Source organism: Hydrogenophaga sp. Root209 (assembly GCF_001428625.1).
GTDB lineage: Bacteria > Pseudomonadota > Gammaproteobacteria > Burkholderiales > Burkholderiaceae_C > Hydrogenophaga.
Window position 1 is genome coordinate 146,595 of sequence record NZ_LMIE01000002.1, and the last position, 12,931, is coordinate 159,525.

Below are 12,931 nucleotides of genomic sequence, written 5' to 3' on the forward strand. Positions count from 1 at the left end.
GAGATGAGCAACATGCAACACACCACAACCGGCTTCAACAAGGGCCGCTGGACCGTCTGGTCTCTCTTTGCCGCGGTCCTGCTGGTGGCACCTTTCGTGTTCAGCAGCAACCTCGCGGTGACCATGCTGTCGCAAATGGGCATCGCCATCATTGCCTGCCTGTCCTACAACATCCTGCTGGGGCAGGGCGGCATGCTGAGCTTCGGCCACGCGGTCTACACCGGGCTGGGCTCCTATGTGGCCATGCACGCGCTCAACGCGGCGGCGGGTGGGCAGTTGCCCATTCCCGTGACGCTGCTGCCGCTGGTGGGCGGCGTGGCGGGCCTGTTCTTCGCCATCCTGTTCGGCTACGTCACCACCAAGAAGGCCGGCACCACCTTTGCCATGATCACGCTGGGCATGGCTGAGCTGGTGTTTGCAATGTCGCTCATGTTCTCCGAGTTCTTCGGTGGCGAAGCGGGCGTGTCGGGCAACCGGGTGATCGGCGAGGCCTTCATGGGGATCACCTACGGCCCGCCGCGGCAGGTGTACTACCTGATCGCGGTCTACACCTTCATCTGCGTCGGGCTCATGTTCGCCTTCACGCGCACGCCGCTGGGCCGCATCCTGAACGCCGTGCGCGACAACCCGGAGCGCGTGGAGTTCATTGGCTACAACACGCAGAAGGTGCGCTATCTGTCGTTCATGATCGCCGGCTTCTTCGCCGGCATCGCGGGCGGCCTGGGCGCGCTCAACTTCGAGATCGTCACCGCCGAGGTGGTGGGCGCCGGACGTTCGGGCGCCTACCTGCTGTTCACCTTCCTGGGCGGCGCCACCATCTTCTTCGGCCCCATCATCGGCGGCATCCTGATGGTGCTGGCCTCGGTGCTGCTGTCGGAGCTCACCAAAGCCTGGCTGCTCTACCTGGGCCTGATCTTCCTGTTCATGGTGATGTACGCGCCCGGTGGCGTGGCCAGCCTGATCATGATGAATGTGCGCGTGGCGGCATACGGTCTGCTCAAGCGCGTGCTGGGCAGTTATGCGTTGCTGGCCGTCGCGGGGCTGATCATGCTGGCCGGTGCCGGCGCCATGATCGAAATGATGTACCACCTGCAGCTCAATGCGGGGCAGGACACTGCCTTGCGCTTTCTGGGGGTGAACCTGGACGCCCGCGGCGTGACGAGCTGGGTGGGCGCGTTGGTCATGATGCTGGTGGGCCTGGGCTTGTTTGAACTGGTGCGCCGGCGCTTCATGCTCCAGTGGCACGACATCCAGGTGACGATCGAACAACACACACAACAGCGGGATGCAATATGACGACACCCGCCCTCGAACTGCGCGACCTGCGCAAGAGCTTCGGCAAGACCGACATCATTCGCGGCGTCAATCTGGTGGTGAATCCGGGTGAACGCGTGGCCATCATCGGCCCCAACGGCGCGGGCAAGTCCACGCTGTTCAACCTGATCTCGGGCCGTTTCGAGCCCAGCAGCGGCGACGTGATGCTGGGCGGCCACCGCATCAACGGCCTGAAGCCGTTCGAGATCAACCGCCTGGGCCTCTCGCGCAGCTTCCAGATCACCAACATCTTTCCCAAGCTCAGCGTGTTCGAGAACCTGCGCTGCGGCGTGCTCTGGAGCCTGGGCTACAAGTACACCTTCCTGAAGTTCCTCGCCAACCTCAAGGACGCCAACGACCGCGCCGAAGAGCTCATGCGCATGATTCGTCTGGAGCGCAAGCACGACACGCTGGCCATGAACCTCACCTACGCCGAGCAGCGCGCGCTGGAGATCGGCATCACCATCGCCGGTGGCGCGCAGGTGATCCTGCTGGACGAACCCACGGCCGGCATGAGCAAGAGCGAAACCAGCCGCTTCATCGACCTGATCCGCGAGGTGACGGTGGGCAAGACGCTGCTGACGGTGGAGCACGACATGGGCGTGGTGTTCGGCCTGGCCGACCGCATTGCGGTGGTGGTGTATGGCGAAGTGATCGCCTTCGACACACCCGAAGCCGTGCGCGCCAACCCGCGTGTGCAGGAAGCCTACCTGGGCTCGGTGCTGGCGGATCAACAGGCGGCAGGCCACTGAGGACACACCATGCTTGAGATACAAGACCTTCACGCCTACTACGGCAAGAGCCACGTGCTGCACGGCGTGCAGTTTTCGGTCGGCAAGGGCGAGATCGTGGCCCTCCTGGGCCGCAACGGCTCGGGCCGCTCGACCACTGCCAAGGCCATCATGGGCCTGGTGGAGGCCACCGGCAGCGTGGCATGGCAAGGCAAGCCCATCCTGGGCAAGAAGCCATTTGAAATCGCGCACCTGGGCATCGGCCATGTGCCCGAAAACCGCGACATCTTCCCCAAGCTCACCGTGCACCAGAACCTGCTGCTCGGCCAGAAGGGCAAGGGGCTGGGTGCCCGCTGGAGCTTTGACGACATGTACGCCATGTTCCCGCGCCTGAAGGAGCGCGAGCACACCGAAGCCGGCGTGCTCTCGGGCGGCGAGCAGCAGATGCTCACGCTGTGCCGCACCCTCATGGGCGACCCCGACCTCATCATCATCGACGAGCCCACGGAGGGCCTCGCACCCAAGATCGTGGAACTGGTGGCCGAGTACCTCCAGAAGCTCAAGGCACGCGGCGTGTCGGTGCTGCTGATCGAGCAAAAGCTCACCATTGCCCTGAGCATTTCCGACCGGGTGCTGGTCATGGGGCACGGCAGCATCGTGTTCCAAGGCACGCCCGAGACGCTTCGTGCCGACGCTCAGATCCGCAAAGAATGGCTTGAGGTCTAGACACATGGCCCCCACGCTCCGCCGCTTCGCGAGTCGCTGCCCCCCAAAGGGGCGCTCCCGGCTTGGGGCGGCCCGGCGCCGGGAGTGCGCTCCGCTACCTGACTCACTGGCGACAATTGGGTCTTGCGGCAGCGCAGCAAGTTCCTAGAATCGAACGATCGTTCTTTTTCGGGAAGAACATCACAGTCAATGCCCCTGGGCACCCGTTTCCGCCAACAACGAAGGAGATTCCATGACCGCTGAGTACCAGGTCCACGGCGATGTCGCCGTCATCGCCATGAACAACCCGCCGGTCAACGGTCTGGGTCTTTCCACGCGCCAGGGCATTGCCGCTGGCCTGGAGAAGGCGGAGGCCGATCCGGCCGTGAAGTCCATCGTGATCACCGGCGCCGGCAAGGCGTTTTCGGGCGGTGCCGACATCCGCGAATTCGGCTCGCCCAAGGCGCTGGCCGAGCCCAACCTGCTGTCGGTGATCCTCGCCGTGGAAAACACGTCCAAGCCCGTCATCGCCGCCATCCACAGCGTGTGCATGGGTGGTGGCCTGGAGCTGGCCCTGGGTTGCCACTACCGCATTGCCGCGCCCGGCACCAGCATTGCGCTGCCCGAAGTCAAGCTCGGCCTGATTCCCGGCGCCGGTGGCACGCAGCGCCTGCCGCGCGCCCTGGGTGTGGAGCCCGCGCTCAACATGATCGTGAGCGGTGAACCGGTGAAGAGCGAAATGCTGGCCATGCTGCCCGGCCAGAAGCTGTTCGACAAGATGGCCGCTTCGCCCGAAAGCCTGGCCGAAGAAGCCCTGGCGCTGGCGCGCGAGATGGCCGCCAAACACGCCGACGGCAGCGCGCTGCCCAAGGTGCGCAACCTGCCGTGCAAGCACCCGCTGGGCGACGCGTACTTTGCTTTTGCCCGCAACATGGTCAAGGGCATGTCGAAGAACTTCCCCGCGCCCGCCAAGTGCGTGGACGCGGTGGAAGCCGCCACCAAGAAGAAATTCGACGACGGCATGGCCTTCGAGCGCGAGATCTTCATCAACCTGATGTGGACGCCCGAGTGCCGCGCGCTGCGTCACCTGTTCACGGCTGAACGCGCCGCGAGCAAGATCCCCGACGTGCCCGAAGACACGCCCAAGCGCGAGATCGCGTCGGTCGCCGTCATCGGCGCCGGCACCATGGGCGGCGGTATTTCCATGAACTTTCTCAACGCCGGTATCCCGGTGAAGATCCTGGAGATGAAGCAGGACGCGCTGGACCGCGGCATCGCGACCATCCGCAAGAACTACGAGGCCCAGGTCAAGAAGGGCAAGCTCAAGCAGGACAAATACGAACAGCGCATGGCGCTCTTGAGCACCACGCTGAGCTACGACGACATCGGCTCGGCCGACCTCGTGATCGAGGCCGTGTTCGAGGAAATCGGCGTCAAGGAAGCCGTGTTCAAGGAACTCGACCGCGTGATGAAGCCCGGCGCGATCCTGGCCTCCAACACCTCGACGCTGGACGTCAACAAGATCGCCTCGTTCACCAAGCGTCCGCAGGACGTGGTGGGCCTGCATTTCTTCAGCCCGGCCAACGTGATGAAGCTGCTGGAAGTGGTGCGCGGTGAGAAAACCGCCAAGGACGTGATGGCCACCGTGATGACCGTGGCCAAGAAGATCAAGAAAACAGCCGTGGTCTCCGGCGTGTGCGACGGCTTCATCGGCAACCGCATGATCGAACAGTACGGCCGCCAGGGCGGCTTCCTGCTCGACGAAGGCTGCACGCCCGAGCAGGTCGACAAGGCGATGGAGAAGTTCGGCATGGCCATGGGCCCGTTCCGCATGGGCGACCTGGCGGGCAACGACATCGGCTGGGCGATCCGCAAGCGCCGCTACCAGGAAAAGCCGGACATGAAGTACAGCAAGACGGCCGACCTGCTGTGCGAGAAGGGCCGCTACGGCCAGAAGACCGGCGCCGGCTGGTACGACTACGTGCCGGGCAAGCGCGACGCGATCCCGAACGCCGAGGTGGTGAAGATGATCGAGGACCACCGCGCCTCGCTCGGCATCACGCCGCGCAAGATCTCCGACGAGGAGATCGTGCAGCGCCTGGTGTATTCGCTGGTGAACGAAGCCGCGCACATCCTGGAAGAGGGCATTGCCAACAAGGCCAGCGATATCGACGTGGTCTACATCTTCGGCTACGGCTTCCCCGCGCACCGCGGCGGCCCGATGATCTACGCCGACACCGTGGGCCTGTTCAACGTGGTGCAGAGCATGAAGCGCTTTGCGAAGAACCCGCTGGACGACGCGAAATTCTGGGAACCAGCCCCGCTTCTCAAACGCCTGGTCGCCGAAGGCAAGACCTTCAACTGATCCCACAGCACAAGACCGAACAGGAGAACATTTCATGACCAACGCCGTCATCGTTTCCACCGCCCGCACACCCCTGGCCAAGAGCTGGAAGGGCGCCTTCAACATGACCCACGGAGCCACCCTGGGCGGCCACGCGGTGCAGCACGCCGTTGCCCGCGCCGGCATCGAAGCCGCCGAAGTCGACGACGTCATCATGGGTTGCGCCAACCCCGAGGGCGCCACCGGCGCCAACATCGCGCGCCAGATTGCATTGCGCGCAGGCCTGCCCATCACCACCTCGGGCATGACAGTCAACCGCTTCTGCTCGTCGGGCCTGCAAACCATTGCCATGGCCGCGCAACGCATCATTGCCGGCGAGGGTGATGTGTATGTGGCCGGCGGCGTGGAGAGCATTTCTTGCGTGCAGCAGGAAATGAACACCCACATGCTGGCCGACCCATGGCTCGCGAAAAACAAGCCCGAGATCTACTGGAACATGCTGCAGACCGCGGAGCAGGTGGCCAAGCGCTACAACATCGGCCGCGATGCCATGGACGAGTACGGCGCCGCCAGCCAGCAGAAGGCCACGGCCGCGCTGGAGGCGGGCCTGTTCAAGGCCGAGATCGCCCCCATCACCGTGACCGCCGGCGTGGCCGACAAGGTCATGGGATTGACGACGAAACAGGTGACCGTGGAGAACGACGAGGGCATTCGCGCCGGCACCACGTTTGAAGGCATCCACGGCCTGCGCTCGGCCCTGCCGGGCGGCCTGGTCTCGGCCGGCAACGCCAGCCAGTTCAGCGACGGCGGCGGCGCCTGCGTGATCATGAACGAGACCATGGCGGAGAAGCGTGGCCTCACGCCCCTGGGCCGGTTCCTCGGCTTCGCAGTGGCGGGCTGCGAGCCCGATGAAATGGGCATCGGTCCGGTGTTCGCCATCCCCAAAGTGCTCGCGCGCCTGGGCCTGAAGGTGAGCGACATCGACCTGTGGGAACTCAACGAAGCTTTCGCCGTGCAGGTGATCTACTGCCGCGACAAGCTGGGCATCCCGGGCGACAAGCTCAACGTCAACGGCGGCGCCATTGCGGTGGGCCACCCCTACGGCGTGTCGGGCCAGCGCCTGACCGGCCATGCGCTGATCGAAGGCAAGCGCCGTGGCGCCAAGCGCGTCTGCGTGACGATGTGCATCGGCGGCGGCATGGGCGCCGCTGGTGTGTTCGAAGTTCTCTGACACCGGGGCGCAACATGACTCTGCGCCCGACCGTCGACTTCCTGCTGCACGACTGGCTGCACGTCGAAACGCTGCAGCAGCGCGAGCGTTTCGCGGATCACAGCCGCGAAACGTTTGATGCGGTGCTGGACACCTGCGAACGCATTGCGCGCGAGAAGTACGCGCCGTTCAACCGCCTGGTGGACACGCAGGAGCCGCACTTCGACGGCGAAAAAGTGATCCTGCCGCAGGCCACCCACGATGCGCAGAAGGCTTACGCCGGCTCGGGCATGTTGAGCGCTGCGCAGGACTACGAGGTGGGCGGCATGCAGTTGCCCTACACGGTGGAGGCCGCGGCCAACGCCTTCTTTGCCATGGCGTCGGTCAGCATCGGCAGCGGCATGCTCACCACCGGCAACGCCAACCTGCTCATGGTGCACGGCACCGAGGCGCAGAAACAGGTGTTTGCGCTCAACGAATTTTCGGGCCGCTTCTCGGGGACCATGTGCCTCTCGGAGCCGCAAGCCGGATCGAGCCTGAGCGACGTGTCCACGCGCGCCGTGCCCGATGGCGCCGACTTTGCCGATGACCCGCTCGGCCCGCGCTACCGCCTCAAGGGCAACAAGATGTGGATCTCGGCCGGCGAACACGAGCTGACCGACAACATCATCCACCTGGTGCTGGCCAAGATTCCCGATGAGCATGGCAAGCTCGTGCCCGGCACGCGTGGCATCTCGCTCTTCATCGTGCCCAAGAAAATGGTGAACGCCGCGGGTGAGTTGACCGGCGAGCGCAACGATGTGGCGCTGGCCGGCCTGAACCACAAGTGCGGCTGGCGCGGCACCACCAACACGCTGCTCAACTTCGGCGAAGGCAAGTACCCCGTTGGCGGAGAGGCGGGTGCCGTGGGCTACCTCGTGGGCCAGGCCGGCAAGGGCCTGCACTGCATGTTCCACATGATGAACGAGGCCCGCATCGGCGTGGGCATGGCCGCGACCATGCTGGGCATGGCGGGTTATCTCGCCAGCCTTGACTACGCGAAGAACCGCCCGCAGGGTCGCCCGATGGGCCCCGCCGGCAAGGACCCCGCCCAGCCACCGGTGCGCATCATCGAACACGCCGACGTGAAACGCATGCTGCTGGCGCAGAAGTCGTATTGCGAAGGCGCGCTCGCGCTCGAGCTGTATTGCGCGCGCCTGGTGGACGAACAACACACAGCCGATGCGGCCACGGCCGACGACGCGCGCCTGTTGCTGGAGGTGCTCACGCCCATCGCCAAGAGCTGGCCCAGCGAGTGGTGCCTGGAGGCGAACAGCCTCGCGATCCAGATCCACGGTGGCTACGGCTACACGCGCGATTTCCCGGTGGAACAGTACTGGCGCGACAACCGCCTGAACATGATCCACGAGGGCACGCACGGCATCCAGGCCATGGACCTGCTGGGCCGCAAGGTGCTGATGGAAGGTGGCAAAGGCCTCACGCTGCTGGCCGGGCGCATCAACGGCGCCATCCAGCGCGCGATCCACATTCCCGAATTTGCGGCCCATGCCAACGCGCTGGGCCAGGCGCTCGCGCAGGTGGGGGCTGCGACCAAGGCCGCCTGGGCCACCGGCGAACCGACCGATGCGCTGGCCAATGCCGTGCCGTATCTGCAGGCCTTTGGCCACACCGTGCTGGCCTGGGTGTGGCTGGACGTGGCGGTGGCCGCGCACGCAGCGCCCGAGTCGAACGCACGCACCGGCCGGCTGGCGGCCATGCGCTTCTTTTTCCACTACGAGCTGCCGAAAATCGGCGCCTGGCTGCAGGTGGTGAGCAGCCGCGACCAGACTTGCGCCACCCTGCCGGAGGAGGCTTTCTGATGCTGCAGCACATCGTCATGTGGAAGATCAAGGACCTGGGCGCCGAGGGCGACAAGGCCACCAACGTCGCGAAGGCCAAGGCCCTGCTCGACGCCTGCGCGCACCTGGTGCCCGGCATCGAACGCTTTGAAGTGGCCACGGCCCAGCCGGGTCTGGAGGGCACCTACGATCTGGTGCTCAACAGCAGCTTCACCGACCGCGCAGCACTCGCGGCGTACCAGACCCATCCTTCGCATGTGGCACTCAAGCCGTTCATGCGCAAGGTTGTTCAGGAGCGCCAGTGCATGGACTATGAGACATGAAACACCCCCTGCGCCGCTTTGCGGCTTCCCCCTCTCTTGCGCCTTCGGCTTGGAGGGGGACGGCACCTTGGGCCGGCAAAGCCGGACCCTCAGTGCCCCTGGCCTGTGCTGCTTCATGCGTCGTCTGACATACCCAAACCAAAGGAGAACAACATGACCCGAACCATCCACCAACTCTTCGACCTCAAGGGCAAGACCGCCCTCATCACCGGCGGCTCGCGCGGCCTGGGCCTGCAGATGGCCCACGCGCTGGGTGAAGCCGGTGCCCGCGTGGTGATCAGCTCGCGCAAGACCGAAGACCTCGAAGCGGCCACCGCCGAGCTGCAGGCCGCCAACATCGACGCCCGCTGGATCGCCGCCGACTGCTCGAAGGAAGAAGACATCCAGCGCCTGGCCGACGAGAGCCTGCAGCGCCTGGGCGACATCGACATCCTGATCAACAACGCCGGTGCCGCCTGGGGCGCCCCCGCGGAAGACCACCCGGTGGATGCCTGGGACAAGGTGATGAACCTCAACGTGCGCAGCTACTTCATCCTGAGCCAGATCGTGGCCAAGCGCAGCATGATCGCGCGCAGAACCGGCAGCATCATCAACACCGCCTCCATCGCCGGCCTGGGCGGCAACCCGCGCGACATGAAGACCATCGCCTACAACACCTCCAAGGGTGCGGTGATCAACTTCACCCGCGCGCTCGCCGCCGAGTGGGGCGCTCACGGCATCCGCGTCAACGCGATCTGCCCCGGCTTCTTTCCGAGCAAGATGACCATGGGCACGCTCAAGGCCATGGGCGAAGAGCGCCTGGCCGCGCACGCACCGCTGGGCCGCCTGGGCGATGACGAAGACTTGAAAGGCCTCACGCTGCTGTACGCGAGCGACGCCGGCAAACACATCACCGGTCAGTGGCTGGCGGTCGATGGCGGCGTCAGCATCATCACCGGCGGCTGACCACACCCATACCGTTCGGGCTGAGCTTGTCGAAGCCCTCGCACACACATTGCAAGAACCCTTCGACAAGCTCAGGGCGAACGGATATCTCTTCAAGGCCATGAAATTCAGCGTCCGCATCCCTTTCGTCGAACTGCTCGGCTTCGAACTTCAGAAGTTCGAAGGCGGTGAGGCGGAGATCGCCTTCAAGCCTTCCGATGACCACCTGAATTCCTTCGACGTGGTGCACGGTGGCGCCAGCATGACGCTGCTGGACGTGGTGATGGCGCACGCCGCGCGCTCGGTCGAGCCCGACATGGGCTGCGTCACCATCGAGATGAAGACCAGCTTCATGCGCGCGGCCAAGGGGCCGCTGCTGGCCAAGGGCAAGCTGCTGCACCGCACCGCCACCATGGCCTTCACCGAAGGCAGCATTTTTGATGCGGCGGGCAAGCTTTGCGCGCACGCCACCGGCACCTTCAAGTTCGTCGCCCGGCTACCTGTTGGCCCTGGAAGCACCCAGGCCTTCAACCGCATTTCCACAGACTGATATTTCCACAGGAGTCACACCATGCCCACCAACCACCAGATCGTGCTCGACAACCGCCCACAAGGCGAAGCCACCGTCGACAACTTCAAGCTCGTCACCACCGACACCCCCGCGCTCAAGGATGGCCAGGTGCTGGTGCGCCACCACTTCCTGAGCCTGGACCCCTACATGCGCGGGCGCATGAACGACAGCAAGAGCTACGCGGCCTCGCAGCCGCTGGGCGAGGTCATGATCGGCGGCACCGTGGGCGAGGTGGTCGAGTCCATGCACCCCAAGTTCAAGGCCGGTGACCAGGTCGTGGGCATGGGCGGCTGGCAGGAGTTCAGCGTGGTCGACGCCAACCAGGTGGGTGCCTTGCGCAAAGTGGACACGACCCACGTGCCGCTGTCGTACTACCTGGGTGCGGTCGGCATGCCCGGCGTGACCGCCTGGTACGGCCTGGTGAAGATCATCAACCCCAAGGCCGGCGACACCGTGGTGATCAGCGCGGCCACGGGCGCGGTGGGCAGTGCCTTTGGCGCACTGGCCAAGGCGCGCGGCTGCCGCGCGGTGGGCATCGCCGGGGGCCCCGACAAATGCAAGTACGCGGTGGAAGAGCTCGGCTTTGACGCCTGCATCGACTACAAGCTGCACAAGGACGCGTGGTCGCTGGCCAAGGCACTCAAGGAAGTCTGCCCCAAGGGCATCGACGGCTACTTTGAAAACGTGGGCGGCATGGTGCTCGACGCGGTGCTGCTGCGCATGAACGCCTTCGGCCGCATCGCGGTGTGCGGGATGATCGCCGGCTACGACGGGCAGCCCCTGCCGCTGACCAACCCGGCGCTGATCCTGGTGAACCGCCTGAAGATCGAAGGCTTCATCGTCAGCGAACACATGGAAGTCTGGCCCGAGGCCCTCACCGAGCTGGGCACGCTGGTGGCCACCGGCAAGCTGCGCCCGCGCGAGACCGTGGCGCAAGGTCTGGCCGCTGCGCCCGAGGCCTTCATGGGCCTGCTCAAGGGCAAAAATTTCGGCAAGCAACTGGTCAAGCTGGTGTAACCCCCCGCGCCGCCTGCGGCGTCACCCCCCAGGGGGGGCGCCACTGGCGGCCCGGCAAAGCCGGTTCCGCGGTGGCCTGGTTTGAAGGCGCCGCTCTCGTTGGAGGTGTTGTGATGAATGCGACGCATGAAGTGTTCAACCAGCCTGCGCCGCTGGTCGATACCAACCTGTTCAGTACCAACCGGGCGATGCAGTCGGCGCTGGCGTTCAACGCGCCCGCGCTCGACACCGCCCCGCTGCATGCGCTGGGCGCTGTGGTGGGCAGCGGCGAGATGCAGACCCACGCGCGGCTGGCCAATGTGCACACGCCGCAGCTCAAGACGCACAACCGCTTCGGACAGCGCGTGGACCAGGTGGAGTTCCACCCGAGCTACCACGCGCTGATGACGGAGGCTGTTGCGGCCGGGTTGCATGGTGCGGCTTGGGGCAGCCCTCACCCCAACCCCCTCCCGCCAGCGGGAGAGGGGGCCAATACCGACAACCCTTCAGGCGCGCGTGACTTGCCCCCTCTCCCGCTGGCGGGAGAGGGTTGGGGTGAGGGTGCAGCGAGTTCACACCTCCTGCGCGCCGCCGGTTTCATGCTCTTCACCGAGCTCGAGCCTTCCATCCTGTGCCCCATCTCCATGAGCTACGCGGTGGCGCCCGCGCTCAAGGACAACCCGGCCATCTACAAAGACTGGGAAGCGGGCCTCACCAGCCGCGCCTACGACCCGCAACTCAAGGTCTGGCGCGACAAGGCGGGCCTGACCATGGGCATGGGCATGACGGAGAAGCAGGGCGGCTCCGACGTGCGCGCGAACACCACGCGCGCCGAGCCCGCCGGCAGCGACGCCTGGGGCCAGCGCTTCAGCGTCACCGGCCACAAGTGGTTCTTCTCCGCGCCCATGTGCGACGCCTTCCTGATCCTCGCGCAGACCGCCAGCGGCCTGAGTTGCCTGTTCCTGCCGCGCGTGCTGCCTGACGGTTCGATGAACCAGCTCTTCATCCAGCGCCTGAAGGACAAGCTGGGCAACAAGGCCAACGCGAGTTCCGAGGTGGAATTTGTGGGTGCCAGCGCCTGGCTGGTGGGCGAGGAGGGCCGTGGCATCCCGCAGATCCTGGCCATGGGCACCATGACGCGGCTCGATTGCGCCCTGGGCACCAGCGGCCTGATGCGCCAGGCGCTGAGCATCGCGCTCAACCACACGGCACAACGCAAGGCCTTTGGCAAAACGCTCATCGACCAACCGCTGATGAAGAACGTGCTGGCCGACCTGGCGCTCGAATCCGAGGCCGCGACCGCGCTCGCGCTGCGTCTGGCGCGCAGTTTCGACCGTGCCGGCGACCCACACGAACAGGTGATGAACCGCCTGCTCACGCCCGTGGCGAAATTCTGGATCTGCAAGCGCGGCAGCCACTTCGCGCAGGAAGCCATGGAGTGCCTGGGCGGCAACGGTTATGTGGAGGAGGGCGGCGAGGGCGTGATGGCGCGCATCTACCGCGAAATGCCGCTCAATTCGATCTGGGAAGGCGCGGGCAACATCATGGCCATCGACCTGTTGCGCGCGCTGCGCAAGGCCGACGCGGCCGCCGCCCTGGCGCACGAGATCGCACCCGCCCGGGGCATGCACCCGGCGCTGGACCGGCTCGCCGCGCAACTGCCCATCCGCGTGGAAGAGATGGCCACCGAGATGGAAGCCCGCCGCCTGGCGCAAGACGTGGCGCTGGCGGTGCAGGCCGCCTTGCTGGCCCAGACCGCACCCGCCGCCGTGTTCAGCGCGTTTTGCGATTCGCGCATCGGCGGTGAGTGGGGCCACAGCTTCGGCTCGCTGGGCGCCGGTGTCGACTTCGACGCCATACTCCAGCGCGCCAGACCCTCATGACCGCCCAAGTTTCCGTTCGGGCTGAGCCTGTCGAAGCCCCCGCCAACACCTGGGCGAGCCCTTCGACAGGCTCAGGGCGAACGGACATCACA

Annotated in this window: 11 protein-coding genes; all 11 read left to right on the forward strand. The window is 65.6% G+C overall.

Annotation, left to right across the window (positions count from 1 at the left end):
- Positions 1-3: 3 nt before the first annotated feature.
- The 11 genes from ASE11_RS03410 (at position 4) to ASE11_RS03460 (ending at position 12,839) form a co-directional block, all read left to right on the forward strand.
- Positions 4-1,296 (forward strand): branched-chain amino acid ABC transporter permease, encoded by a 1,293-nt coding sequence (locus tag ASE11_RS03410; protein ID WP_082585488.1) that lies wholly within the window; start codon positions 4-6, stop codon positions 1,294-1,296.
- Positions 1,293-2,066: an ABC transporter ATP-binding protein gene (locus tag ASE11_RS03415; protein ID WP_056266115.1), complete on the forward strand. Its 774-nt coding sequence runs from the start codon at positions 1,293-1,295 to the stop codon at positions 2,064-2,066. The genes ASE11_RS03410 and ASE11_RS03415 overlap by 4 nt, the downstream gene beginning before the upstream one ends.
- 9 nt (positions 2,067-2,075) lie before the next feature.
- A complete protein-coding gene (locus tag ASE11_RS03420; protein ID WP_056266118.1) occupies positions 2,076-2,771 on the forward strand; it encodes an ABC transporter ATP-binding protein in 696 nt (231 codons plus the stop codon).
- A 232-nt stretch (positions 2,772-3,003) separates the two neighbouring features.
- Positions 3,004-5,115, forward strand: coding sequence for a 3-hydroxyacyl-CoA dehydrogenase NAD-binding domain-containing protein (locus tag ASE11_RS03425; protein ID WP_056266122.1), 2,112 nt, complete (start codon positions 3,004-3,006; stop codon positions 5,113-5,115).
- A 34-nt stretch (positions 5,116-5,149) separates the two neighbouring features.
- Positions 5,150-6,325 (forward strand): acetyl-CoA C-acyltransferase, encoded by a 1,176-nt coding sequence (locus tag ASE11_RS03430; RefSeq protein WP_056266125.1) that lies wholly within the window; start codon positions 5,150-5,152, stop codon positions 6,323-6,325.
- A gap of 14 nt (positions 6,326-6,339) precedes the next feature.
- Complete coding sequence (locus ASE11_RS03435) at positions 6,340-8,163, forward strand: acyl-CoA dehydrogenase (protein WP_056266127.1); 1,824 nt, start codon at positions 6,340-6,342, stop codon at positions 8,161-8,163.
- Positions 8,163-8,465: a Dabb family protein gene (locus tag ASE11_RS03440; protein WP_056266130.1), complete on the forward strand. Its 303-nt coding sequence runs from the start codon at positions 8,163-8,165 to the stop codon at positions 8,463-8,465. The genes ASE11_RS03435 and ASE11_RS03440 overlap by 1 nt, the downstream gene beginning before the upstream one ends.
- Before the next feature lie 153 nt (positions 8,466-8,618).
- Entirely contained in the window at positions 8,619-9,410 is a 792-nt protein-coding gene (locus ASE11_RS03445) for an SDR family oxidoreductase (protein ID WP_056266133.1), read from the forward strand.
- Between the two features lie 100 nt (positions 9,411-9,510).
- A complete protein-coding gene (locus ASE11_RS03450; protein ID WP_056266274.1) occupies positions 9,511-9,939 on the forward strand; it encodes a PaaI family thioesterase in 429 nt (142 codons plus the stop codon).
- A gap of 21 nt (positions 9,940-9,960) precedes the next feature.
- Entirely contained in the window at positions 9,961-10,977 is a 1,017-nt protein-coding gene (locus ASE11_RS03455) for an NADP-dependent oxidoreductase (RefSeq protein ID WP_056266137.1), read from the forward strand.
- A gap of 113 nt (positions 10,978-11,090) precedes the next feature.
- Positions 11,091-12,839, forward strand: coding sequence for an acyl-CoA dehydrogenase family protein (locus ASE11_RS03460; protein ID WP_056266140.1), 1,749 nt, complete (start codon positions 11,091-11,093; stop codon positions 12,837-12,839).
- The last annotated feature ends 92 nt before the right edge of the window (positions 12,840-12,931 follow it).